General features: G+C 72.0%; 16 protein-coding genes. 10 read left to right on the top strand and 6 right to left on the bottom strand.

The window, feature by feature from the left end; genetic code table 11:
* Positions 1-13 precede the first annotated feature (13 nt).
* The 4 genes from GKS42_RS13735 to acnA all read left to right on the top strand — a co-directional run bounded on the left by GKS42_RS13735 (position 14) and on the right by acnA (position 8,610).
* Positions 14-2,041, top strand: coding sequence for an APC family permease (locus GKS42_RS13735; protein ID WP_154794334.1), 2,028 nt, complete (start codon positions 14-16; stop codon positions 2,039-2,041).
* Positions 2,031-3,353 carry a class I SAM-dependent RNA methyltransferase gene (locus GKS42_RS13730; protein WP_154794333.1) on the top strand — a complete coding sequence of 441 codons (1,323 nt, stop codon included), beginning with the start codon at positions 2,031-2,033 and terminating at the stop codon, positions 3,351-3,353. The genes GKS42_RS13735 and GKS42_RS13730 overlap by 11 nt, the downstream gene beginning before the upstream one ends.
* Entirely contained in the window at positions 3,350-5,749 is a 2,400-nt protein-coding gene (locus GKS42_RS13725; protein WP_154794332.1) for an HAD-IC family P-type ATPase, read from the top strand. The genes GKS42_RS13730 and GKS42_RS13725 overlap by 4 nt, the downstream gene beginning before the upstream one ends.
* A gap of 92 nt (positions 5,750-5,841) precedes the next feature.
* Positions 5,842-8,610 carry an aconitate hydratase AcnA gene (acnA, locus tag GKS42_RS13720; RefSeq protein WP_290368020.1) on the top strand — a complete coding sequence of 923 codons (2,769 nt, stop codon included), beginning with the start codon at positions 5,842-5,844 and terminating at the stop codon, positions 8,608-8,610.
* Positions 8,611-8,959: 349 nt separating this feature from the next.
* Here acnA and GKS42_RS13715 read toward each other — a convergent pair whose 3' ends face one another.
* The gene (locus GKS42_RS13715) at positions 8,960-10,918 is read right to left on the bottom strand and encodes an alpha/beta hydrolase family protein (protein WP_154794330.1); all 1,959 of its coding nucleotides are present in this window, start codon (positions 10,916-10,918) and stop codon (positions 8,960-8,962) included.
* Between the two features lie 110 nt (positions 10,919-11,028).
* On the opposite strand from GKS42_RS13715, the gene GKS42_RS13710 reads away from it, so the two are divergent.
* Positions 11,029-12,294: a serpin family protein gene (locus GKS42_RS13710; RefSeq protein ID WP_168217835.1), complete on the top strand. Its 1,266-nt coding sequence runs from the start codon at positions 11,029-11,031 to the stop codon at positions 12,292-12,294.
* Positions 12,295-12,333: 39 nt separating this feature from the next.
* Here the strand turns inward: GKS42_RS13710 and GKS42_RS13705 are convergent, their stop codons facing one another.
* Positions 12,334-13,788, bottom strand: coding sequence for a GuaB1 family IMP dehydrogenase-related protein (locus GKS42_RS13705; protein ID WP_154794328.1), 1,455 nt, complete (start codon positions 13,786-13,788; stop codon positions 12,334-12,336).
* Between the two features lie 52 nt (positions 13,789-13,840).
* Here GKS42_RS13705 and GKS42_RS13700 point away from each other — a divergent pair, with 52 nt between their 5' ends.
* Together GKS42_RS13700 and GKS42_RS13695 are read left to right on the top strand one after the other, a co-directional pair.
* Positions 13,841-15,532 carry a long-chain-fatty-acid--CoA ligase gene (locus tag GKS42_RS13700; protein WP_154794327.1) on the top strand — a complete coding sequence of 564 codons (1,692 nt, stop codon included), beginning with the start codon at positions 13,841-13,843 and terminating at the stop codon, positions 15,530-15,532.
* A gap of 26 nt (positions 15,533-15,558) precedes the next feature.
* Positions 15,559-15,888: a MazG nucleotide pyrophosphohydrolase domain-containing protein gene (locus GKS42_RS13695; protein WP_168217834.1), complete on the top strand. Its 330-nt coding sequence runs from the start codon at positions 15,559-15,561 to the stop codon at positions 15,886-15,888.
* Here the strand turns inward: GKS42_RS13695 and GKS42_RS13690 are convergent.
* The 4 genes from GKS42_RS13690 to GKS42_RS13675 all read right to left on the bottom strand — a co-directional run bounded on the left by GKS42_RS13690 (position 15,885) and on the right by GKS42_RS13675 (position 20,210).
* Positions 15,885-16,778 (bottom strand): carbohydrate ABC transporter permease, encoded by an 894-nt coding sequence (locus tag GKS42_RS13690; protein WP_154794326.1) that lies wholly within the window; start codon positions 16,776-16,778, stop codon positions 15,885-15,887. The two genes, GKS42_RS13695 and GKS42_RS13690, sit on opposite strands and share 4 nt — an antisense overlap.
* Positions 16,775-17,749, bottom strand: a complete 975-nt coding sequence (locus GKS42_RS13685) for a carbohydrate ABC transporter permease (protein WP_354002658.1) — start codon at positions 17,747-17,749, stop codon at positions 16,775-16,777. The genes GKS42_RS13690 and GKS42_RS13685 overlap by 4 nt, the downstream gene beginning before the upstream one ends.
* Positions 17,750-17,811: 62 nt before the next feature.
* Complete coding sequence (locus GKS42_RS13680; RefSeq protein ID WP_232847659.1) at positions 17,812-19,134, bottom strand: sugar ABC transporter substrate-binding protein; 1,323 nt, start codon at positions 19,132-19,134, stop codon at positions 17,812-17,814.
* Positions 19,135-19,199: 65 nt separating this feature from the next.
* Positions 19,200-20,210, bottom strand: coding sequence for a LacI family DNA-binding transcriptional regulator (locus tag GKS42_RS13675; protein WP_232847658.1), 1,011 nt, complete (start codon positions 20,208-20,210; stop codon positions 19,200-19,202).
* Positions 20,211-20,382: 172 nt separating this feature from the next.
* On the opposite strand from GKS42_RS13675, the gene GKS42_RS13670 reads away from it, so the two are divergent.
* The 3 genes from GKS42_RS13670 (at position 20,383) to dxs (ending at position 25,252) form a co-directional block, all read left to right on the top strand.
* Positions 20,383-22,500 (top strand): glycogen debranching N-terminal domain-containing protein, encoded by a 2,118-nt coding sequence (locus GKS42_RS13670; protein ID WP_232847657.1) that lies wholly within the window; start codon positions 20,383-20,385, stop codon positions 22,498-22,500.
* 92 nt (positions 22,501-22,592) lie between these two features.
* Positions 22,593-23,261 (top strand): YqaJ viral recombinase family protein, encoded by a 669-nt coding sequence (locus tag GKS42_RS13665; RefSeq protein ID WP_154794323.1) that lies wholly within the window; start codon positions 22,593-22,595, stop codon positions 23,259-23,261.
* Positions 23,262-23,341: 80 nt separating this feature from the next.
* Positions 23,342-25,252, top strand: coding sequence for a 1-deoxy-D-xylulose-5-phosphate synthase (dxs, locus tag GKS42_RS13660; protein ID WP_154794322.1), 1,911 nt, complete (start codon positions 23,342-23,344; stop codon positions 25,250-25,252).
* Positions 25,253-25,272 lie beyond the last annotated feature (20 nt).

Below are 25,272 nucleotides of genomic sequence, written 5' to 3'. Positions count from 1 at the left end.
ACAGTGAGCCACCGTGCCTGATCTCTCCGACGCCGCGAAACGCCTCCTCGTCGGGCGCCCGGTCCGTAGCGAGCGGCTCGGGCATACCCTGCTGCCGAAGCGCATCGCACTGCCGGTGTTCGCCTCCGACGCGCTCTCCTCGGTTGCCTACGCCCCCGACGAGATCCTGCTGACGCTCTCCCTTGCCGGCCTCGCCTCGTACACGATCTCGCCGTGGGTGGGGCTCGCCGTCGTGATCGTCATGCTCACCGTCGTGGCCTCCTACCGGCAGACGGTAAGGGCCTACCCCTCCGGGGGCGGCGACTACGAGGTGGCCACCACGAATCTCGGTCCCCGGGCCGGGCTGACCGTCGCGAGTGCGTTGCAGGTCGACTACGTGCTCACCGTGGCCGTCTCCGTCTCGTCCGGCTCCCACTATCTCGCCACCGTCCTCCCGGCTGCCCGCGACCACGAGGCGATCATCGCCATCGGCCTGGTCGCGCTCATCGCGCTGATCAACCTGCGCGGCGTGCGGGAGTCGGGCAGCGGGTTCGCCATTCCCGTCTACCTGTTCATGGCCGGCATGGGCGTGATGGCCCTCGTCGGTGGCATCCAGTGGGCCACCGGAACCCTCGGCACCGCCGAGAGCGCCCAGTTCGACGTCCTCGCCGAGGCCGGTTACGAAGAGGGCCTGATGGGCCTCGCGGGTGGCTTCCTGGTGCTGCGTGCGTTCTCCTCCGGTGCGGCGGCCCTCACCGGCGTCGAGGCGATCAGCAACGGCGTGCCCGCGTTCCGCAAGCCCAAGTCGAAGAACGCGGCGACCACCCTGCTGCTGCTCGGCCTGATCGGCGCGACCATGCTGATGACGGTGATCGGGCTGGCCCGGGCCACCGGGGTCCGGTTCGTCCAGGACCCACACCTGCAGCTCGCCATGAACGGGCAGCCGGTGCCCGAGGGGTACGAACAGGACCCGGTGATCGGGCAGATCGCCCAGACCGTGTTCGCGGGCTTCCCGCCGATGTTCTACCTGGTGACCGCGTCCACCGGTCTGATCCTGCTGCTCGCGGCGAACACCGCGTTCAACGGGTTCCCCACCCTCGCCTCGATCCTCAGCAAGGACGGCTACCTGCCGCGCCAGCTGTACACCCGCGGCGACCGCCTCGCGTTCTCCAACGGGATCATCATCCTGGCGCTGGCCGCCATCGCGCTGATCTGGGTCTTCGACGCCGAGGTGACCCGGCTGATCCAGCTCTACATCGTGGGCGTCTTCGTCTCCTTCACCCTCGGCCAGCTCGGCATGATCAGGCACTGGAACGAGCGGCTGCCCAGCGTCGTCGCGGCGAAGGAGCGCGGGGCCATGAAGCGCTCGCGTGCGATCAACGCGTTCGGGTTCGCGCTGACCGCGCTGGTCCTCGCAGTGGTCCTGATCACGAAGTTCACCCACGGCGCCTGGATCGCCATCGGACTGATGGCGCTGCTGTTCGCCGTCATGGTGTTCATCCGCAGGCACTACCAGCACGTGGCCGACGAGCTGGAGATCGAGGACGTCGCCGCCGCCCGTGCCCTGCCCAGCCGCGTGCATGCCCTCGTGCTGGTCTCCAAGGTGCACAAGCCGACCATGCGTGCCCTGTCCTACGCCCGGGCCACCCGGCCCTCCACGTTGCAGGCCATCACCGTGGCCGTGGACCGGGACGCCGCCGAGCAGGTGCGCCGCGACTGGGACGCCGCCGAGGTGCCGTTGCCGCTGACCGTGCTGGACTCCCCGTACCGCGACCTGACCCGCCCGGTCCTGGAGTACGTGAAGTCGATCCGGCGGGAGTCCCCGCGGGACCTGGTGGTCGTCTACGTGCCCGAGTACGTCGTGGGTCACTGGTGGGAGCGGGTGCTGCACAACCAGAGCGCCCTGCGGCTGAAGACGCGCCTGCTCTACACTCCCGGCGTGGTGATGGCCTCGGTTCCCTGGCAGCTCGCGTCCTCCGCACGGAGCCTCGTGAACCCCGACGACCCGGGCGAGCGTCTCGGCGACCTGCCCGCGCCGGGGATGGTGCGACGTGGCGAGTGAGGCGACGACCGGGCCCGCCGGGCCCAGACCCGTCACGGTCGGGGACGTCCTCACCGTGGACGTCGGCGCCCCCGTGCACGGCGGTCACTGCCTGGCCCGCCACCAGGGTCGGGTGGTCTTCGTCCGGCACGCGCTGCCCGGGGAGCGGGTCCGGGCGGTCCTGACCGAGGCACGCCGCAAGGGCTACTGGCGGGCCGACGCGATCGAGGTGCTCACCGCGTCGCCGGACCGGGTGGACTCGGTCTGGCCGGCCGCCGGGCCAGGGGGAGTGGGCGGTGGTGAGCTCGCGCACGTGAGCCTGCCGGGGCAGCTGGTCTGGAAGCGCGACGTGATCACCGATGCCCTCCGCCGGATCGGCCGGCTCGACGCCGACCACCCGGCGCTCGCCGGCCTGAGCGTCGAGCGCGTTCCCGGTGACCTCGAGCGCGGCGGCCTGCACACCCGGAGCCGTATCGAGCTCGTGGCCGACGGCGAGGGCCGGGCCGGCATGCACCGGTACCGTTCGCACGAGGTGCTCGCGCTGACGGACATGCCGCTCGCCGCCGAGCCGATCGCGGCCGCGGACCTGTTCGGGCGCACCTGGCGGCCCGGGACCACCATCCAGGCGGTCGCCCCGTCCGACGGCGAGGTGCTGATCCTCGTCGACGGCGAGCCGCTGCGGGGCGGGCGGCGCAACGTGCGCGAGCGGGTGCGCCTGGCCGACGGGCGCGAGTTCGCCTACCGGGTCGCCGGCGGCGGCTTCTGGCAGGTGCACCTCGAGGCGGCACGGACCCTGGTCGGTGCCGTCCTGGAGGCGGCCGCCGTCGGGCCGGGTGCCGGCGTGTGGGACCTGTACTCCGGTGCCGGCCTGTTCACCGTGCCGCTCGCCGACGAGGTCGGCCCCGGCGGTCGGGTCGACGCCGTCGAGGGCGACGCCCGCGCCCTCGCCGATGCCCGTCGCAACGTCCACGGCCTCGACCAGGCGGTGCTGCACGGCGGCGACGTGGCTGCCGTGCTGGCGGAGCGCAGCGGCCACGACGGGGCAGCACCGGGTACCGGCGCCGGACCTGCGCGCGGGCCGGCACCGCACGCCGACGTCGTGGTCCTGGACCCGCCCCGCGCGGGTGCCGGAGCGGCCGTGATGGATGCCGTGCTCGCGGCCGGCCCGGACCGGATCGTCTACGTGGCCTGCGACCCGGCGGCCCTGGCCCGGGACGTCGCGCATGCGCGTGAGCGAGGCCACGAGCTGGTCTCCCTGCGCGCGTTCGACCTGTTCCCGCACACGCACCACGTCGAGTGCGTGGCCGTGCTGACTCCCACCACGCTCGGATGAGCACCACCGAGACTCCGCTCGGCCTGACCGCCGCGGACGTCGCGGCCCGGGTCGCCCGCGGCGAGGTGAACGTCGCCCCGGAGTCGTCCTCGCGCAGTCTTGCCGCCATCATCCGCGGCAACCTGTTCACCCTCTTCAACGCCATCCTCGGGACCGCCCTGGTCGTGGTGCTGCTCGTCGGGAGCTGGCAGGACGCCGTCTTCGGGTTCGTGCTGCTGTCCAACGCGCTCATCGGCGGGCTCACCGAGTACCGGGCCAAGCGCACCCTTGACCGGCTCGCGATCCTCGACGCCCCGAACGCCACCGTGCTGCGGGACGGGGCGGAACAGGTCGTCGACCTCCATGAGATCGTCACCGACGACGTCCTCGTGCTCCGCCTCGGCGACCAGGTGCCCGCCGACGGGGAGGTACTGACCAGCCGCGGCGCCGAGATCGACGAGTCGATGCTCACCGGCGAGAGCGAGCCGGTCGGCAAGCGACCGGGCGACGAGGTGCTCTCCGGCTCCGCCGTGGTCGCCGGCTCAGCGGTGGTGCGGGCCACCCGGGTCGGCACCGCCGGCTATGCGAACCAGCTGACGGCACAGGTCCGGCGGTTCTCCCTGGTGAACTCCGAGCTGCGGTCCGGCATCAACCGGATCCTGGTGTACGTGTCCTGGGCGATCGTGCCGATCGCGATCCTGCTCGTCTGGAGCCAGATCCGCCACCACGGCGGCCTCGACCTCGCCCTGGCGGACGGCACCTGGCGCGACGCGGTGGTCTCCGCCGTCGCCGGCGTGGTCGGGATGGTGCCCGAGGGTCTGGTGCTGCTCACCTCGATCAACTTCGCGCTGGCCGCGATCGTGCTGGCCCGCCGCAAGGTGCTGGTGCAGGAACTGCCCGCCGTCGAGGTGCTGGCCCGGGTGGACGTGCTCTGCCTGGACAAGACCGGGACCCTCACCGACGGCACCGTCGTGCTGGCCGACCTCATCGAGCTCACCCCCGTGCCCGGAGCCCGGGAATCGCTGGCCGCGCTCGCCGCGGACCCGGACGCGAACGCCTCGGCGGCCGCGATCGCCGCGGGTGTGACTGACGTGCCCGCGTCGCCGGCACAGGTGCTGGTCCCGTTCTCCTCGGCCCGCAAGTGGAGCGCGCACAGCACCGACGCCGGAGCGTGGGTGTTCGGCGCGCCCGAGGTGCTGCTCGAGCCGGGCGACGGCGTCCTGCAGCGGGTGCGCGACCTCGCCGCCACCGGTGCCCGGGTGCTGCTCCTCGCCGCGGCCCCTGCGCAGGCGCTCACCGGCGCCGCGGACGAGGTGGGCCCCCCGCGCGGCCTTCGCCCGGCGTACCTGGTGGTGCTGCGTGAGCACGTGCGCCCGGACGCCGCGCAGACCCTCGCGTACTTCGCGGCGCAGGGCGTCACCGTGAAGGTGATCTCCGGGGACAACCCGGCCACGGTCGCGGCGATCGCCGGGGCCGTCGGCCTCGGTGGCGACGGCGGCCGCCCGGTCAGCGGGGTGGACGCCCGGACCCTGCCCGAGGACGGCGAGGCGCTCGCCGACGTGGTCACCAGCGAGCAGGTCTTCGGCCGGGTCACGCCCGAGCAGAAGCGCGCGTTCGTGCATGCGTTGCAGTCCCGCGGGCACACGGTCGCGATGACCGGCGACGGTGTCAACGACGCGCTGGCGCTCAAGGACGCCGACCTCGGCATCGCGATGGGCTCGGGAGCGGCCGCCACGAAGGCGGTGGCCCGCCTGGTGCTCCTGGACGGGCGGTTCGCCACACTCCCCGGCGTGGTCGACGAGGGCCGCCGGGTCATCGCGAACATGGAGCGGGTCGCCTCGCTGTTCCTGAACAAGACCACCTACGCCGTGCTGCTCGCCATCGTCGTGGCGATCACGGCGTGGCCGTACCCGTTCCTGCCCCGGCACCTGACCCTCGTCGGCGCGCTGACGATCGGCACGCCGGCCTTCTTCCTGGCCCTGGCGCCCAGCCGGCAGCGGTATGTGCCCGGGTTCCTGCACCGGGTGCTGACCCTGGCCATCCCGTGCGGGATCGCCTCGGCCCTCGCGGTCCTCGTGGTCTACGGCACCCTGCACGCCCGCGACGCCGGGCTGCAGGCGAACACCGGTGCGACGCTGACCCTCGTCATCATGGGCCTGTGGCTGCTCGGTGCGCTCGCCCGGCCGTGGAACTGGTGGCGGGTGGTGCTCTTCGCCGCGATGGCCGCGGGAGCGGTGCTGGCCATCGCGGTGCCGTTCGTGCGGGACTTCTTCGCCCTCGAGGTGCCGGAGCCGTTCACCGCCGTGCTGGTGGCGGTCACGGCAGCGGTCGGATGCGTCGTCATCGAGGTCGCATACCGCCGTCGGAAATCGCACCCGGGGGCCGCAGAGGTGCACCCCCTGGCGGAAGTGCGATAAGATATCTCGACATCGAGATAAATTACCTGATGCGGTCGTAGCATTAAGTGCAAGGATGCGGCAGGACCGCGAGAGAGCGCCGAGGAGTGGTTGTGAGTAGCGTCAACACGTTTTCCGCCAAGGGGACCCTGGACGTCGGTGGGACCGGATACGAGATCTACCGGCTGAACGCCGTCGAGGGTCTCGAGCGGCTTCCGTACAGCCTCAAGGTGCTCGCCGAGAACCTGCTCCGCACCGAGGACGGCGCGAACATCACCGCCGACCACGTGCGTGCCCTTGCGGCCTGGGACCCGGACGCGCAGCCGGACACCGAGATCCAGTTCACGCCCGCACGGGTGGTCATGCAGGACTTCACCGGCGTGCCCTGCGTCGTCGACCTGGCCACCATGCGTGAGGCCGTCGCCGACCTCGGCGGCGACCCGGCCAGCATCAACCCGCTGTCCCCGGCGGAGCTGGTCATCGACCACTCCGTCCAGATCGACGTCGCCGGCCGCCCGGACGCGTTCCAGCGGAACGTGGACATCGAGTACCAGCGCAACCACGAGCGCTACCAGTTCCTGCGCTGGGGCCAGACCGCGTTCGACGACTTCAAGGTGGTGCCCCCGGGCACCGGCATCGTGCACCAGGTGAACATCGAGTACCTGGCCCGCGTGGTGATGACCCGCGAGGTCGAGGTGAACGGTGAGAAGGTCCTGCGTGCCTACCCGGACACCTGCGTCGGCACCGACTCGCACACCACCATGGTCAACGGCCTCGGCGTGCTCGGCTGGGGCGTCGGTGGCATCGAGGCTGAGGCAGCGATGCTTGGCCAGCCCGTCTCCATGCTGATCCCGCGCGTGGTCGGCTTCGAGCTGAACGGCCAGATCCCGTCCGGTGTGACCGCCACCGACGTGGTGCTCACGATCACCGAGATGCTCCGCCAGCACGGGGTGGTCGGCAAGTTCGTCGAGTTCTACGGCGCCGGCGTGGCCCAGGTGCCGCTCGCGAACCGAGCCACCATCGGCAACATGAGCCCCGAGTTCGGCTCCACGGCGGCGATCTTCCCGATCGACGACGTCACCCTCGAGTACCTGCGCCTGACCGGTCGTTCGGACGCCCAGGTCGCGCTCGTCGAGGCGTACGCCAAGGAGCAGGGCATGTGGCTCGACCCCACGGCGCAGGGGTACTCCGAGCCGAAGTTCTCCGAGTACCTGAGCCTGGACCTGAGCACCGTGGTGCCCTCGATCGCCGGACCGAAGCGCCCGCAGGACCGCATCGAGCTCACCCACGCCAAGAGTGCGTTCCAGCGGGATCTGCCGAACTACGCGGCCGACGTCGTCAACGGCGTGGACGAGTCCGAGAAGGAGTCCTTCCCGGCGTCCGACTCGCCGGCGATCTCCCAGCAGATCCGGCGCACCGTCCAGGTGACCACCCCCGAGGGCAAGTCCTACGACCTGTTCCACGGCGCCGTCGCCATCGCGTCGATCACCTCCTGCACGAACACGTCGAACCCGTCGGTGATGCTCGCCGCCGGGCTGCTCGCGAAGAAGGCCGTGGAGCGGGGCCTGACGGTCAAGCCGTGGGTGAAGACCTCGATGGCGCCGGGCTCGCAGGTGGTCACGAACTACTACGAGAAGGCCGGCCTGTGGCCCTACCTCGAGAAGCTCGGCTACCACCTGGTCGGCTACGGCTGCACCACGTGCATCGGGAACTCCGGTCCGCTCGCCGACGAGGTCTCCGCCGCGGTCAACGAGCACGATCTGTCCGTGGTCTCGGTGCTCTCCGGGAACCGGAACTTCGAGGGTCGGATCAACCCCGACGTGAAGATGAACTACCTGGCCTCCCCGCCGCTCGTGATCGCCTACGCCCTGACCGGGACGATGGAGTTCGACTTCGAGCACGAGCCGCTCGGCCGTGACGAGGACGGGTCGCCGGTGTTCCTGCGGGACATCTGGCCCTCCGCCGCCGAGGTCCAGGAGACCATCGACTCCTCGATCAACCGGGACATGTTCACCTCCGACTACGCGGACGTCTTCACCGGGGACGAGCAGTGGCGCGCCCTGCAGACCCCCGAGGGCGACACGTTCGAGTGGGATGCGGACTCCACCTACGTGCGCAAGCCCCCGTACTTCGAGGGCATGGGCGCCCAGCCGGAGCCCGTCTCCGACATCAGTGGTGCCCGCGTCCTGGCGAAGCTGGGGGACTCGGTCACCACCGACCACATCTCCCCGGCCGGCTCCATCAAGCCGGACTCCCCGGCCGGCAAGTACCTCGCCGAGCACGGCGTGGCCCGCCGCGACTTCAACTCCTACGGCTCCCGCCGCGGCAACCACGAGGTCATGATCCGGGGCACGTTCGCCAACATCCGGTTGCGCAACCAGCTACTGGACGACGTCGAGGGCGGGTTCACCAAGAACCTCCTCACCGGCGAGCAGACCACCATCTACGACGCGGCCCAGGACTACGCTGCGGCCGGCGTCCCGCTGGTGATCCTCGGTGGCAAGGAGTACGGCTCCGGGTCGTCCCGCGACTGGGCCGCGAAGGGCACCGTGCTGCTCGGCGTGAAGGCCGTCATCACCGAGAGCTTCGAGCGGATCCACCGGTCGAACCTGATCGGCATGGGTGTGCTGCCGCTGCAGTTCCCCGAGGGGGAGAACGCGGACTCCCTCGGTCTGGACGGCACCGAGACCTACGACATCGCCGGCGTGACCGCGCTGAACGAGGGCAGCACGCCGTCGACCGTGCACGTCACCGCGACGAAGGCGGACGGCACCGCCGTCGAGTTCGACGCGGTGGTGCGCATCGACACCCCCGGCGAGGCGGACTACTACCGCAACGGCGGCATCCTGCAGTACGTGCTGCGCTCGCTCGTCGCCGCCTGACACGACAGGAGGCCCCGGCGCGCGGCCCTTGATTCCAAGGCCGCGTGCTGGGGCTCTTTGCTGCCCGGAGCCCGTCACCGGGAGCATGTGGACGCGCCGCGCCACCCACGTGCCCGCTCCGCTGACGCGAACTGCGGGTCCCGTGCCGAGCCACCCGCGTCTCGGGTCAGTGGAACCGAGCCAAGGGAGCGTGAGAGTGGGGCCGCGCCACCCACGTGCCCGCTCCGCTGACGCGAACTGCGGGTTCCGGGTCGAGTTGCCCGCGTCTCGGGTCAGTGGAACCGAGCCAGAGGGAGTGTCCGGGGTCGGGCTGACCCTCGCCTGGCGCCCTCGTGCGGTTCGCGTCGGCTCAGGCGGGGGTGAAGCCGAACGCCCGGCCGTAGAAGGCCAGCTCCGCGCTGGCGGCGGCCTGGATGTTCTCGGCGCGGCGGAAGCCGTGGCCCTCGCCGTCGAACATGACGAGCTCCACGTGCAGGCCCTTGTCCGCCACGGCTTTGGCCATCGACTCGGCCTGGTTCGGGGGGACGACCCGGTCATCGGTGCCCTGGAGCAGGATCATCGGAGCGCTGAGCCGGTCGGTGTGGTGGATCGGGGAGCGGGCCAGGTACCGGTCCCGCTTCTGCGGGTACGGCCCGATCAGGGAGTCGAGGTAGCGACTCTCGAACTTGTGGGTGTCCCGGGCCAGCGCCTCGAGGTCGCCGATGCCGTACAGGCTCGCACCGGCCGTGAACGTGTCGGTGAACGTCAGGGCCGCCAGGGTCGTGAAGCCGCCTGCGCTGCCACCCCGGATCGCCAGGCGGGCGCCGTCGACCCGTCCCGTGTCCGCCAGCCACCGGGCGCCGGCGGCGCAGTCCCGCACGTCCGCGATGCCCCAGGCGCCACGCAGGCGGTCCCGGTAGGCGCGCCCGTACCCGGTGCTGCCGCTGTAGTTGACGTCAAGGACGGCGAAGCCGCGAGTGGTCCAGAACTGCACGCTCGGCCGGAATCCTGGCGAGGTGGCCCCGGTGGGCCCGCCGTGGCTGAACACCAGCAGCGGCGGCAGCTCCCCGGCCGGTCCGGCTGCGCGGGCGGACGTGGGCGGGTAGAGGAAGCCGTGCGCGATGCCGACCTCGGAGCGCCACCGGACGGCCTCCGGACGGGACACGTCGGCCGGGTCCAGGTGCAGCTCGGAGGAGGACCTCAGCACGTTGACGTGCCCGCCGACGAGGTCGAGCTCGACGATCGCGCCGGGCTGCGTCGGCGACTCGCCGATGAAGACCACCCGGTCGCCGTGCGCGCGCACCGGACCCCACGGCTCCCAGTCGCCGTCCCAGCGCTCCAGCTGACCGTTCGCGGTCAGCATCGCGCCGAGGAACCGATGCCCGCCGCTGGACCAGGACACGACCAGGTGTGCCTCGTCGAGGATGTCGTGGGTGCGCGGCCCGAAGCCCCACTGCGGCAGCGAGAAGTCCGCCTCGGCCGGGTGCAGGTGCCGGGTGCGGGCCTCACCCTCGACGAACTCGGTGCGGTACAGGTTCCACCAGCCGGTGCGGTCGTCGACGTGGATGAGGTCGCCGGTCGGGGTCCACTGCGGCTCGGCCGCGCTCACGCCTGGACCACCGGCGAGCGTGCGCTCGTGCAGAAGCCGGCCACCGCCGTCGGCCACGGAGGCCACGTGCAGCGTGGTCGAGTCCCACGGCATGCTCGGGTGGTCCCAGGAGATCCAGGCCAGCAGTGCGCCGTCCGCGGACAGCCGCGGCGAGGTGACGAAGTCGGGGCCGTCCACCAGTACCGCGATGGCGGCCGGGTCGGCGACGCCGCTGCCGTCGAGCGGGACCGAGACGAGGGTTGCCCGCGGGTCGGTCCGCTGGCCGCCGGGGGCGCCGTGGTCCTCGGCGACGGCGTAGACCACCCCGCGCTCGGAGTCGACCTCGAGATCGGCGTACCGTCGCCCGTCCGCCGGCACCAGGGGGACCGGACGTGCGAAGGAGCCGTCGGCACCACGGTCGACCCGGTACAGCAGGTCGTCCTCGCGGCGGGACAGCACCACCCCGGTGGGCGTCACCGCGTAGGACGCCCCGCCGTACTCGTGGGCGCGGGTGCGCACGTCGAACGTCGCATCGACGACGTCGGTGACGGCGCCACCGGCCTCGTGCCGCACGAGCGCCTGCCGCCCGCCCTCGCTCGGGCGACCCTCGATCCAGTAGGTCGCCTCGCCGTCGAGGGCGACCTCGGCGAGCCGGACCGTCCCCGAGGTGAGTTCGGTGACTCCGAGTGGGGAGGGCCATGCGCCGAACGGTGCACGAGTGCGGGTGTCGGTCTCGGTCATGGACCCATCCTTCACCATCGGGGCAAGGCGCACCCCCGGTAGGCTGCACGGCCATGGGACGCGGGTCGATGGGGACGGGTGGACGACGGTCGGTGGGGGCAAGGGCGGGCGTGGCAGGGCTGGGCATCCTGGCGATGGTCCTGGCCGGCTGCACCAGCCCGAACGGGACCGCGCCGGGCGTGGAGGTCCTTCAGTCGCGTTCGCCACGGGCGGCCGTGGCCGTGACCGACGTGCCGGCCGCGGCCGCCGCCACCGTCGCGGCGACCTCGGGTCTCGGCGCCCGGCTCATGGACGCGACCCGGGACGAGAACCTCGTCGTGTCCCCGATCTCGATCCTGACCGCGTTCGGAATGCTGCGGGAGGGGGCGGCCACCACCACGGCGGCCGAGCTGGACGCCGTGCTGGGCTTTCCCGCCGAGCAGCGCGGGGAGGCGATGAACGCCCTGCTGCGTCAGCTCGAGCTCCACGACGGCGACCCGGGCGAGGTGCCCGCCGGCGAGGTCCCGGACGTGCCGGTGCTGCACGTCGCCGATCAGGTGTTCCTGCAGGAGGGGTTCGCCGTGCAGCAGCCGTTCCTGGACGCCCTCGCCACCCACTACGGCGCGAACGCCGTCCAGGTGGACTTCACCGCGACCGGCCGCGCCGGCGGGCGCGCCGTCGTCGACGACTGGGTCGCCGAGCACACCGGAGGGCTGGTCGAGGCGGCGCCGGTGCCGTTCGACCGGAGCACCCGGCTCGCGCTGCTCAACACGGTCTATCTGGCCGCGGCCTGGCAGGAGCCGTTCAGCGGCGGGACGTCGCCGGGGCAGTTCCACCGGCCCGACGGCACGACGGCGACGGCGCAGTTCCTCGAGGAGACCCGTGACCTGGCGTACTTCATCACGCCGCACGGGACCGCTGCGGTGCGGATCCCGTACACCGCGGACTTCGCCATGGACGTGGTCCTCGCCCCCGAGGGCCGGTGGGACCCGGCCGGGTGGCCGGTCATCGCGGCCGGCCTCGATGCCGCGTCGGCCGCCCCGGTGCCGGTGGAGCTCACGCTGCCCACCTGGGAGCACACCACCAGCCTCGACCTGAAGGCGATGCTGCGGGAGGCGGGGCTGTCCGAGACCCTCGGCGTGACCCCGGACCTGAGCGGCATCGCGCCCGAGCTGTACGTCTCGGCGGCGGCACACGAGGCCACGATCACCGTGGACTCCGCCGGCACCGTGGCCGCGGCCGTCACCTCGGTCGCCGTCGGCCCGACCAGCGCCCAGGAGACGTCGCCCGCGGTGGTGTTCAGTGCGGACCGGCAGTTCGCCTACCGGATCGTGCACCTGCCCACCGGGCTGCCGGTGTTCATGGGACAGGTGGTGGACCCGGGCGAGGGGCCGTGACGCTCGGCCATGACCCCGGGTCGCTCGCAGGTCGGTGACTCACCAGCCCGCGGGCAGCGGGCGGCCTTCGTCGTAACCGACCGTCGACTGCAGACCCACCAGCGCCCTGTCCGCGAACTCCGCCAGCGAGCGGGCCCCCGCGTACGTGCACGAACTGCGCAGACCGGACGTGATGTGGTCGATCAGGTCCTCCACGCCGGGGCGATCCGGGTCCAGGTACATCCGCGATGACGAGATGCCCTCCTCGTAGAGCGCCTTGCGGGCCCGCTCGAACGGGGTGGACGTGCTGGACGTGCGGGCGGCGACCGCGCGGGCCGAGGCCATCCCGAAGCTCTCCTTGTAGGTGCGTCCGTCGGCGTCGGTGTGCAGGTCGCCGGTGGACTCGTGGGTGCCGGCGAACCAGGACCCGATCATCACCTGCGATGCCCCGGCGGCGAGCGCGAGGGCGACGTCCCGGGGGTAGCGGACCCCGCCGTCGGCCCAGACGTGGGCGCCCAGTTCCTTGGCGCGCGCCGCGCACTCGAGCACCGCCGAGAACTGCGGGCGACCGACGGCCGTCATCATCCGTGTGGTGCACATCGCGCCCGGGCCGACCCCGACCTTGACGATGTCGGCACCGGCCTCGACGAGGTCGCTGACGCCGTCGGGCGTGACGACGTTGCCGGCCACGACCGGAACCTGCGGGTCGAGCGAACGGACCGCGCGCAGCGCCTCGATCATCTTCGACTGATGGCCGTGTGCGGTGTCGACCACGAGCACGTCCGCGCCGGCCTCGAGCAGCCCCGTGGCGTGCGCGGCGACGTCCCCGTTCACGCCGATCGCGGCGCCGACGCGCATCCGGCCCGCGGCGTCGACGGCGGGCGTGTAGATCGACGAGCGAAGGGCACCGGTGCGGGTCAGCACACCGACCAGGACGCCGTCGGCGTCGACCACGGGGGAGAACCGGCGCCTGGCGGCGTACTGGGTCTCGAACGCGGTGCGCAGGGCGTCCGGGCCCTCGAGGACGCGCAGGTCCAGCACCGTCGGGTCCGGCGTCATCACCTCGTGCGCCTGGGCGAACTGGTCGACGCCCTGACAGTCGCGGCGCGTGACCACGCCGATCGGCCGACCGTCGGAGACGACCACGGCGGCGCCATGGGAGCGCTTGTCGATGAGCGTGAGGATCGTGTGCACCGTGTCCGTGCGACCCACGGTCACCGGCGTCTCGAGGACCGTGTGCCGGGCCTTCACGGAGGCGATCGTGCGGCTGACCTCGTCCAGCGGCACGTCCTGGGGCAGGATCGCCAGGCCGCCGCGGCGCGCCACGGTCTCGGCCATCCGGCGGCCGCTGATCGCGGTCATGTTCGCCACCACCACGGGGATCGTGGTGCCGGTGCCGTCGGAGCTGGCCAGGTCCACGTCGAACCGGGACGCGACGTCGGAGTAGGACGGCGCGAGGAACACGTCGCCGTAGGTGAGGTCGTGGGTGATCGTGTGGCCGGGCAGGAAGCGCATGACGGCAAGCCTAGCCGCGCAGCCGCGTCCGGGGCCGACTAGGGTCGCTCTCATGAGCGATCCGATCGGGCCCTGGGTCAAGAACTATCAGGAAGGGGTCCCGGCCACGATCGACCTCCCCACCGAGTCCCTTCCCCTGATGCTCGAGGACTCCGTGCAGCGGTTCTCCACGAGGGTGGCGATGGAGTTCTTCGGGGCCCGCACCACCTACGGCGAGCTGGGGGACCAGGTCGCGCGGGCGGCCGAGGGACTGCGGCGGCTCGGTGTCGGGCCGGGGGACCGGGTGGCGCTGGTGCTACCGAACTGCCCGCAGTACCTGGTCGCGTTCTACGCGGCTCTGCGCCTGGGTGCGGTGGTGGTGAGCCACAACCCGCTCTACACCGCCGAGGAGCTGCAGCACCAGTTCGACGACCATCGGGCCGAGGTGGTGATCGCGTGGGACTCCGTGGTGCCCCGGGTCGCGTCGTTCTCGGCGGCTACCGGCGTGCGGCACCTGCTCTCGGTGAGCCTGATCTCCGCGATGCCGCGCCTCAAGCGACTCGCCCTCTCGCTGCCGATCCCGGCGGCCAGGGCCGGCCGGGCCGCGCTGAGCGGCCCCGCGACCGGGGCGACCGGAACCTGGGGCGACCTGCTCGCGGGCCCGGCCCTCGCCGTCGACCATCCGTTCCCGGACGTGCGCGACCTGGCCGTGCTGCAGTACACGAGCGGCACCACGGGACGCCCGAAGGGCGCCATGCTCAGCCACTACAACCTGCGTTCGAACGCACTGCAGGGGCAGGCGTGGATGCACGGGGCGGTGCCCGGTGCGGAGACCATCTACGGCGTGCTGCCGATGTTCCACGCGTTCGGCCTCACCCTCTACCTGACGTTCTCGGTGCTCACCGGCTCCAAGCTGGTGCTGTTCCCGAAGTTCGACGTCGACCTGCTCCTCGGTTCGGTGCGGAAGTCGCCGCCCACCGTCCTGTGCGCCGTACCGCCGATCTACCAGAAGGTCGCGGAGGAGGGCAAGGCACGCGGCGTGGACCTGTCCACGATCCGGTTCGCGATCTCCGGCGCCATGGTGCTGCCCGGCCAGGTCGTCGAACTCTGGGAGTCGGTCGCCGGAGGGCTGCTGGTGGAGGGGTACGGCCTCACCGAGGCCTCGCCGGTGGCGCTCGGCAACCCGTTCGCACCGACCCGGCGCAACGGCACCATCGGGGTGCCGTTCCCGAGCACCGACATGCGCGTGGTGGACCCCGAGCAGCCCGAGGTGGACGTGCCGCAGGGCGAGCCCGGCGAGCTGCTCATCCGCGGGCCGCAGGTGTTCACCGGGTACTTCGGCGACCCGGAGGCCACCGCGCAGACGTTGCTCGACGGCGGATGGTTGCGCACCGGCGACATCGTCACCGTGGACGCCGACCACTTCACCACGGTCGTGGACCGCCGCAAGGAGATCATCATCACCGGTGGCTTCAACGTGTCGCCCTCCGAGGTGGAGGAGGTGCTGGTGGCCCACCCCGACGTCGCCGAGGCCGCCGTGGTGGGCCACAAGCGGGCCGACGGCGGAGAGCAGGTCGTCGCCGCCGTGGTCCTTGTCGAGGGGGCCCACCTGGACGAGCAAGCGCTGCGCGCCCACTGCCGTGAGCACCTGACCCCGTACAAGGTGCCGAAGCGGATCGTCGCCGTGGACGAGGTGCCGCGCTCGATGCTCGGCAAGGTGGAGCGGCGCAAGGTCCGCGAGGCGCTGGCGTCCCGCTGGGGGTAGGCCGCTCTGGTGGTCCACCATGGAGCATGCAGTTCATCGAGATGCAGGCCAGGGCCCGAGCAGTGCGCGCGAAGTACGCCGAGTTGGAGAGTGCGCGGTACGGACGCTCCTGGACCCCCGAAGAGACCATGCTGGGCTTCCTCGGCGATGTCGGCGACCTCGCCAAGCTCGTCCAGGGCAAGGCGGGGGTGCGTCCGCGCGACGACCTCGATGCTGCGCTGGCGCATGAGTTGGCGGACTGCCTGTGGTCGGTCATCGTCCTGGCCGACGCCTACGACGTCGATCTGGAGTCCGCCTTCGACGACACCATGCGTTCGCTCAGCGGGCACCTCGACGGCTCGGAGGAAACGCACTAGCCCTTGATGGCACCGTCGTGGGTCGAGGTGATGCGGCGCTGGAACACGATGAACAACACCGCCACCGGGATCGACATGATCACCGCGGCGGCCAGCTTCAGCGGATACTGGGTGCCCTGACTGAGGGCCCCGGCGGTGAGCTGGGCGACGCCCTTCGTGAGCGTCTGCAGCTCGGGCCGGTCCGAGGCCACGATGAAGTGGGACAGCTCGTTCCAGGAGCCCTGGAAGCTCAGCACGACGATCGTGATCAGGGCCGGGCGGGCCATCGGCAGCACCACGGACCAGAACACCCGGAACGGGCCGGCGCCGTCGATCCGGGCGGCCTCCTCGACCCCGCGGGGCACGGACATGAAGAAGCTCCGCATGATGAAGATGCCGGCCGCGTCCGCGAGCAGCGGCAGGATCAGGGCCGCGAAGCTGTTGTAGATGCCGAGCGTGTTGATGACCAGGAAGCGCGGGATCAGCAGCACCACCCCGGGCACGGCCATGATGGCGACCAGGGCGGCGAACACGAGGCTGCGGCCCGGGAACCGCAGGCGGGCGAGCGCGTAGCCGGCCATCGAGTCGAACAGCACCCGGCCGGTCGTCACCGCGAGGGTGACGATGACCGAGTTGCGCACCCACAGCGGGAAGTCGGAGTTGCGCAGGAGTTCGGTGTAGGCGGCCGTCGATGGCGTCGCCGGGATCAGGGACAACGGGTCCGTGGCGGCCTCGGCGTCGGACTTCAACGATGTCGCCAGGCTGATCGCGAACGGGTACAGGTAGGCGACGGCGAGGACCACCAACACGGTCAGCGCGACAACGGTGCCCGACCGCGACCGGCGCAGCCAGGCGGGACCGCGGTCGCGGCGCACGGCAGGCCGGCGGGCCGTGGCGACGGCGGCGGTCATCGTGGGTCCTCCCGCTCGCCGAGCAGTCGGCGGCCCACGAGGGTGCACGCCACGATGATCGCGAACAGCAGGAACGCGATCGCGGCGCCGCGACCCCACTCCTGCTGCTCGAACGAGACCTGGTAGGACAGGTAGGCCGGGGTCAGGGTGGTCTTGCCGGGCGTGCCACCGGTGCCCGTGTACACCTGGTCGAACATCTGCCAGGTCCCGATCAGGCCGAGCGTGATCACCGTGAACAGCGTGGGGCGCAGCATCGGCACGGTGATCCGGCGGAGCCGCTGCCAGGGCGTGGCGCCGTCGACGACCGCGGCCTCCTCGACCTCGCCGGGCAGATGCTGCAGGGCGGCGAGGAACAGCAGCATGAACGTCCCGGACGTGGTGAACACGGCGAGCACGATGAACACGCACATCGCCACGCTCGGCCCCGAGATCCAGTTCCACCAGGACAGTCCGAGCAGCAGCGGACCGCTCTCGTACGGCGCCCGGACCCCGAGCGCGCCGAGGAACAGGTGGACCACGCCGCGTGGGTCGGCGAACCAGTTCGGGCCCTCGACACCGAGGACGGCGAGCAGCCGGTTCATCGCTCCGGTCGCGGAGAACAGGAACAGGAACACCACCGTGATGGCCACCGACGACGTCACCGACGGGAAGTAGAAGGCGCTTCGGAAGAACCCGCGCCCGGCCACCACCCGCCGGTGCACGAGGACGGCAAGCGTCAGCGCGAGGATCGTCTGCAACGGGACCACGGCGAGGACGTAGTACACGTTGTTGCGCATCGCCCGGCCGAAGTCCTTCGTGGCGAGTCCGTCCCCGCCCAGCAACTCGGTGTAGTTGGTCGCGCCGACGAACTGCGCCGACCCGGTCATCGGGTTCCCGACGCCGCGCCAGTCGGAGATGCTGACCCAGAACGCCATCGCGATCGGCACCACGAGGAACAGGCCGAGGAGCACCCCCGCGGGTGCCAGGAACACCCAGCCCGCCACACCCCGCCGGGTCGCCGACCGCCTACGGGCCTGCTGGGCCACCCGACGCCTCACCCCCCGAGCACGGCCTGCAGGTCCACCTGGACCGACGCGAGCATCGCAGCCGGATCGGCGTCCGGCAGGCCCTCGAGCTGTGCGTTGAAGTCGGCGAGCACCGCCGAGGCACCCGGCGCGGACGGGAAGCCCTGCGCGTAGTCGGCGCCGGCCAGGAAGGCGGCCTGGTCCGGGTGTGCGGCGGCCCACTGCTCCCCGGCGGCGGACACCGACGGCATCACCCCGTATGCGTCCGCGAAGGCCAGCTGCTGTTCGGGCGAGACCAAGGCGGTGACCAGGTCGACGGCGGCCTCGGTGTCCGTTCCGGCCGCTATGCCCCAGCAGTTCGTGAACTGCAGCGTGCCTTGGCCGCCCGGCCCCTGCGGCAGTTCGACCACCCGGTAACGCACGTCCGGGAAGTCGGCGGTCATGGCCCCGATGATCCAGTTGCCCTCGATCACCATCGCGGCGTTGCCGCTGCCGAGCGCCTCGCCGCCCCAGCCGGTGTTCAGGCTGGACGGAAAGGCCGCCACACCGGAGGCGAGCAGGTCGCGGACGTACGTCAGGGCCTCAAGGTTCTCCGCGGAGTCGACCGTGGCCGCCGCGTTGTCCCTGGAGGTGAGGGTGCCACCCGCCGCTGCCATGAACGCCCCGATCCGTTGCCATTCCGGCGCGAAGCTCAGGCCCACCCTGTCATCGGTGGTGAGGGTCGTGGCCACCTCGCGCAGCTGCGCCCAGGTGGTCGGCAGATCGGAGTCCGTGAGGCCGGCCGCGTCCCAGTAGTCGGTGTTGATGACCAGGGCGAGCGTCGAGAAGTCCTTCGGGGCGCAGTAGGTGGTACCCCCATAGGTGAACGAGCGGAGCAGGCTGTTGTAGAACCCATCGGCCTCGGGGACCTCATCCAGGTACGGGTGGAGTGAGCCGTTGTCGGCATACCCGGCGAACTGGTCGGTGCTCAGATAGAAGACGTCCGGCGGTTCGGCAGCCGCGAAGCCCTGGCTCAGCTGCTGGGTCAGGTCCGCCGCGACGAGGACCTCCGCCGGGGTGCCCGACTCGGCGGACCAGGCCGCCACCGCCGCCTCCACCGCCTCCGTCTCGGCGGCCCCGCTGGAACCGATCAGCACGGTCACGCTGCCGTCGTCGACGCCGTCGTCCGCACGACTCGGGGTCTCCTCGGTGAACCCCGTGCCGCCCGAGCAGGCCGCGAGACCGAGGGCGATCGTGGCGGCCGCGCCCGTCAGGCCGGCCGTTCGCGGGCGGGCACGAGCGGCACGTCGACCGGGCGGCACGTACTGGTGCATGAGCAGCTCCCCGGTGGGTGACGGACGCCAGGGCTTCATCCAACCGCTCCCGGCGTGACTTGGCACGCCTTTCGCGGTCTCGGCGGCGCTCCGCTCACCGGCGATCAGGACCCGACCGTGCCGGACAACGGGTCCGGTCGGATGCTGGTGCCCCGTACGACCAGCGTCGGAGGCAGGAGCTCGTGGCGTGCGGCGGACCCACCGGACTCGACACCGATCTGGCGCAGCACGAGGGCGAGGGCGCGGCGCGCGGACTCGGCGACCGGCTGGGCGAGCGTGGTCATCCCGGCCACGTACGAGACCGCGGAGTCGTCGAACCCGGTCACGGCCACGCGGCGCCCCTGCGATTCGGCGGCCTGCATGACGCCCAGCCCGACCGTGTCGCTGACGCACACCACCGCGCTCGGGGCCACCCGCCGCAGGAGCCTCGCGGCGGCCACCTCGGCGTGTTCGGTGGCGTTGTCCGTCGTCTCCTGCCACCGCTCGTCGGCGCTCAGGCCGAGCTCGGTCATCGTCGACGACCACCCCGTGCGTCGGTCGTCGCCGACGCCGGAGCCGTGCGGCCAGCCGAGGTACGCGATCCGGGTGTGTCCCAGCTCGTGCAGGTGCCGGGTCGCCGCTGCCGTACCGGCAGCACCGTCCACGTCCACCCACGGGTGCGTCCCGTGGTCGGCGTCCCACGGGCGACCGAAGGTCACGAACGGAACGTCGCGCTCGGTGAGCCAGGTGGTGCGGGGGTCGGCGTGGTGGGTGTTCGTCAGGACGAAGCCGTCGAGGTCCGCGCCGGAGAGCAGTTCGTCGAACTGGAGGATCTCCTCGTCGTCGCTGGCGGCAGCGAAGAGCATGATCCGGTAGCCACGATCCTGGGCGGCCTGGGCCAGCCCGTGCACGAAACGGTCGCCGATGGTGCCGTACACGCTGTAGGTGACCGGCCCGAGAGCGTAACCGAGGATCTGGGAGCGCCGGGTTCGTAGCTGCCGGGCCGCCCGGGAGGGCTGATAGCCGAGTTCCGCGATCGACTCGAGCACCCGGGTGAGGGTCTCCGGCTTGACGACGTCGGGGGCGTTGATCGCGTTCGAGACCGTCTGACGCGACACCTTGGCGTGCGCGGCCACCGATTCCAGGGTGACTCGTTGCCGGGATCGCACTGACCGCCTCCCCCCGCAGAATCGTGACCCAATCCGGTCAATGATGAAGCAAAACCATCCCCATCGTATTGGATCGTTCAAACAGTTGCCCTAGAGTGGTCCGGAACCATGGTGGCTGTCAAGCATGGAAGGCGGGGTCGTGATCCGGCAACCGCTCCTGCATGAACAGTTGGTTGTGCTGGCCGCGCCGACGCAGGCATGGTCTGGTTCGGACGGTCAGATCCGAGCGGGGCGGCCGGAGTTGCATGGGGTGTTCCACGCGGACGTCCGGGTGCTCAGCGAAGCCCGTCTGACGATCGACGGCGTGGAACCCGAGGTGATCGCGACCGCCGGTGCGGGGGTCGGCACCGTCAGGGTCGTGGGGCTGGCTCGCGGCCTGGACGGGCCCGGGGCGGATCCGACGACGCGGATCGACCTCGAGCGCACCGTCACCCCGGGCCGGATGCGGGAACGGCTGACCCTCTCCTCGGCCGCGGCCGGGGTGGTGCGGGCGACCGTCCGGGTCCGCCTCGCCGCGGATCTGCTCGCCATGGACCTCGTCAAGCGGGGTGCGACCGGGGACTCGCTGGTACCGACCCGCACCGTCGCGGGACTGTGGTGGGCCGGTTCCGGCGCCGCTGCCGGCGGGATCGGCATCCGGGTGCGGGCCCCGCGGGCACTGATCGATCTCGGCGATCCGGCTGCTCCCACCCTGGTCTGGACCGTCTCCGCCGCGCCCGGGCTGCCCGCCGAGCTCGAGTGGGAGCTCGAGTGCGAGGACGCGGCAGGCGTCGTGCGGGCCGCGCGCACCGCTGCCAACGGGACCAGCGACCCGGTGCGGAGCCGGCTGCCGTGGTCGACGCCGACCGTGGACGCGTGGGACCGGCGCCTGCCGGAACTGCTGAACCGGAGCCTGGACGACGTGGCGGGTCTGCTGATGTCGAGCGCGCAGGCGCCGGACGAGACTTTCCTCGCCGCCGGGGCGCCGTGGTTCTTCACCCTGTTCGGGCGGGACTCGATCTGGGCGGCTCGGATGATGCTGCCGTTGGGGACCGAGCTGGCCGGCGGCACGCTGCGCACCCTGGCGGCCTTCCAGGGACGTGTGGTCGATCGCGACACCGGCGAGGAGCCGGGCAAGATCCTGCACGAGGTCCGGCGCGCCCCGACCGGGGCCGGCCGCACGCTGCTGCCGCCGCTCTACTACGGCAGCATCGACGCCACTCCGCTGTGGCTGTGCCTGCTCGCGGACGCCTGGCGCTGGGGTCTGCCCGAGGCCGAGGTGGCCGCACTGCTCCCGGCCGCCGAGCGTGCCCTGGACTGGATGGTTCGGTACGGGGACGCCGACGGCGATGGCTTCCTCGAGTACGACTCCGACGGTCGGGGTCTGGCGAACCAGGGCTGGAAGGACTCCGGCGACTCGGTGCGGTGGCGCGACGGTGGCCTCGCCACCCCGGCCATCGCCCTGGTCGAGGTCCAGGGCTACGCGCATGAGGCCGCGCTCGCCGGCGCCGACCTGTTGGCCGCGTTCGGGCGCCCGGGTCCGGACCGCTGGCGGGACTGGGCGGGGGAGCTTGCCACGAGGTTCCGGGACGCGTACTGGGTATCGGACGCGCGCGGCCCGTACCCCGCGATCGCCCTCGATGCGCGCAAGCGCCCGGTGGACTCGGTGGCCTCGAACATGGCGCACCTGCTCGGCACCGGTCTGCTGAACGCCGACGAGGAACGGGCCATCGCCGACCGGGTCGGTGGCGCGGCCCTCGACTCCGGGTACGGGTTGCGCACCCTCGCCGTGGGCTCCGGCGGGTACTGGCCGCTGAGCTACCACGGCGGCGCGGTGTGGCCGCATGACACGGCGATCGCGGTCCACGGGCTTGCCCGGGCAGGGTTCGGTGAGGTCGCCGCCCGGCTCGGGGACGGGCTGGTGCGGGCCGCCCCCGCGTTCGACTTCCGGCTGCCCGAGCTGTTCGCCGGCGACGCCGCCGCCGAGGTGAGCCGGCCCGTGCCGTATCCGGCCTCGTGCCGTCCGCAGGCATGGGCCGCGACGGCGGCGGTGGCCATCCTGCAGGCACGCCTCGGTCTGACGGCGGACGTCCCGAACGGCGTCGTCCGGGTGCGTCCCGCCGGGTCCGGTCCACTGTCCGTGTCCGGGCTGCGGCTGGGCACCGAGGAACTGGCCGTGTCCGTTGACGCCCACGGCGGGGTCGAGGTGCGGGCACCGGCCGGGTTCCGGGTGGACGGCCCGGCCGGGTCCCGGGTGGCTGGCCCCGGCGGGACCTGAGGTTCACCGTCCGGCACCGGTGCGCACACCGGTCGCGGCCCGGCCCGCGAGCCTGCACCGGGCGCGGGGTGTGGTCGCGTAGCCTCTAGCGGGTGGAGCAGAACCGGTATCGCTACGTGCAGGGCCCTGGCGGCGAACCGGTCACCTCCCGGCAACGCGTCGCCTGGCTGCGGGCCCGGCTCTGGGGCGTCACCGCCACGGACGCGCGCCGACTGGTCACCTCCCGCGGACAGGTCAGCAAGCAGCGCAAGCGGCTGCTGGCCGCCAAGCTGAGCGGCTGGGAGGGACCCCGGTTGCCCCAGTTCGAGCACGGCATCGTCCGCGAGCCGGTGATCGCAGCCTGGGTGCAGCAGCGGTTCGGCATCGATCCGAACTCGCACCTGTGCGCGGGGGAGAACCCGCGCCACCTGGCCACGCCGGACGGCGTCGGCGAGCACTCGATCTGTGAGATCAAGACCGCCGTCGCCGACCTCGACGAGGCCGCGGGCGTCTACCGGGACCAGCTCCAGTGGCAGCTGCACGTGACCGGTTGCGAGCGGGTGCTGTTCGTCGTCGAGAATCGGCACAGCTATCGCCGGGACTTCCGCTGGGTCGGGCGGGACGAGGCCCGGATCGCGATCCTCGCCGAACATGCCGACGCGTTCCTGATCGAGCTCGACGAGCACCGTGCCCTGGCCATCGAGGCCGAGCGACGCGGCGAGGAGTACCTGCTGGCGGGAGTGACGCCGTCGGGTCATCAGGCCCGGTACCGGACCGCCTGAGGCGACGGGCGGACGTAGCATGGTGCCCGCGACGGCAGTGCTGGCCGGCGGCACAGTCGGCACGGGTGGGAGGATCCGCAGTGGGTGAGCTCGAGAAGTTGAGCGGACCGGGCGACCTGCGTGGCCTGTCCCCGAAGCGGATGCGTGCCCTGGCGGCCGAGATCCGCACCTTCCTCGTCGAAGAGGTCTCGCGCACCGGCGGGCATCTCGGCCCCAACCTCGGTGTCGTCGAGCTGACCATGGCCGTGCACCGGGTGTTCTCGTCCCCGAGGGACAGCATCGTCTTCGACACGGGGCACCAGTCCTACGTGCACAAGATCCTGACCGGACGCACCGACTTCTCCGGGCTGCGCTCGCGTGGCGGGCTGAGCGGGTACCCGAGCCGGGCCGAGTCCGACCACGACGTCGTCGAGAACTCCCACGCGTCCACGGCGATCTCGTGGGCCGACGGGATCGCGCGCGCGAACCAGGTGCTCGGACACACGGACCGGCACGCCGTGGCCGTCATCGGTGACGGCGCCCTCACCGGGGGACTGGCGTGGGAGGCCCTGAACAGCGTGGCCGGCAGCGACGACCGGCGGCTCGTCGTGGTGGTCAACGACAACGGCTGGTCCTACTCGCCCACGGTCGGCGGACTGGCCCGCTACCTCGACGCGATGCGCACGGACCGCAACTACGAACGGGTGCTGAACTGGGGCAAGAACACCCTGCGCAGCGGCGGCCTGCCCGGCCGGATGACCTACGACGCCCTGCACGGGCTCAAGGAGGGGCTGAAGGACGTGCTGCGCCCCCAGGGCCTGTTCGAGGGCCTCGGGATCAAGTACGTCGGTCCGATCGACGGGCACGATCTGGATGCCCTCGAGTCCGCGCTCCGCAACGCCAGGGGCTTCGGCGGGCCGGTCATCGTGCACGCGATCACCGAGAAGGGCCACGGCTACACGCCCGCCGAGCACGACGCCGTCGACCATTTCCATGCCGTCAAGGTGATCCACCCCGAGACCGGGCTGCCGGTCGCCGCCGCCGGGACCGACTGGACGTCGGTCTTCGCCGACGAGATCGTGGGCATCGCAAGGGCGCGGTCGGACGTCGTCGCGATCACGGCCGCGATGCCGGTCCCGGTCGGGCTCGGCGGGATGCAGAAGGAGTTCGCCGAGCGCGTCTTCGACGTCGGGATCGCCGAGGAGCACGCGCTCACCTCCGCGGCCGGGATGGCGTTTGCGGGCCTGCACCCTGTGGTCTGCCTCTACGCGACGTTCCTGAACCGAGCCTTCGACCAGCTGCTCATGGACGTCGGCCTGCACCGGGCCGGGGTCACCATCGCGCTGGACCGGGCCGGGCTCACCGGCGAGGACGGTGCCAGCCACAACGGGATGTGGGACATGGCGATGGCCAGGATCGTCCCCGGGCTGCGGCTGGCGGCGCCGCGCGACGAGGCGACGATGCGGGAGGCGCTGCGCGAGGCCGTCGCGGTCCGGGACGCACCGACCGTGGTCCGTTACCCGAAGGGCGCGATCGGTGACCCGATCCCGGCGATCCAGCGGGACGGCGTCGTCGACGTGCTCGCCCGGACCGCAGGCGACGGTGACGCCCGGGTCCTCGTGGTGGGCGTCGGCCCGTTCGCGGCCACGGCCGTCGAGGTCGGGACACGGCTCGGCCGGCAGGGGATCGGCAGCACCGTCGTCGACCCCCGGTGGGCACTGCCGGTGCCGGAACAGATCCTCGACGCTGCCGCGCGGCACGACCTCGTCGTCACCATCGAGGACGGAGTGGTCCAGGGGGGCGTGGGGGCTGCGATCCGGGACGCCCTGGCCGAGCGGGAGGTGGCTGTCGGCGTGCGTACGCACGGCATCCCGACCAGGTTCCTCGGCCACGCGAGCAGGTCCCAGCTCATCGCCGACCTCGGCCTGCGGGCCAAGGACGTCGCCCGGGACACGGCTGCGGCGGTGGCCGCGCGCACGGACCGTCGCGCCGCCCTCGACCAGATCCCCTAACATCGCCAGCAGACCCCCGA

This window comes from Occultella kanbiaonis (genome assembly GCF_009708215.1).
Taxonomy (GTDB): Bacteria; Actinomycetota; Actinomycetes; order Actinomycetales; family Beutenbergiaceae; genus Occultella; species Occultella kanbiaonis.
The sequence above is the reverse complement of the archived record's forward strand: the minus strand, read 5'-3'. Positions and strand labels throughout refer to the sequence as shown.

Excerpts from the sequence above, each read along its gene's own strand:
- GKS42_RS13705 (WP_154794328.1), bottom strand. The coding sequence starts at position 13,788 with ATGCGCTTCCTGCCCGGCCACACGATCACCCACGACCTCACCTACGGC.
- GKS42_RS13715 (WP_154794330.1), bottom strand. The coding sequence starts at position 10,918 with ATGACCGAGACCGACACCCGCACTCGTGCACCGTTCGGCGCATGGCCC.
- GKS42_RS13725 (WP_154794332.1), top strand. The coding sequence starts at position 3,350 with ATGAGCACCACCGAGACTCCGCTCGGCCTGACCGCCGCGGACGTCGCG.
- GKS42_RS13700 (WP_154794327.1), top strand. The coding sequence starts at position 13,841 with ATGAGCGATCCGATCGGGCCCTGGGTCAAGAACTATCAGGAAGGGGTC.
- GKS42_RS13690 (WP_154794326.1), bottom strand. The coding sequence starts at position 16,778 with ATGACCGCCGCCGTCGCCACGGCCCGCCGGCCTGCCGTGCGCCGCGAC.
- GKS42_RS13680 (WP_232847659.1), bottom strand. The coding sequence starts at position 19,134 with ATGAAGCCCTGGCGTCCGTCACCCACCGGGGAGCTGCTCATGCACCAG.
- GKS42_RS13695 (WP_168217834.1), top strand. The coding sequence starts at position 15,559 with ATGCAGTTCATCGAGATGCAGGCCAGGGCCCGAGCAGTGCGCGCGAAG.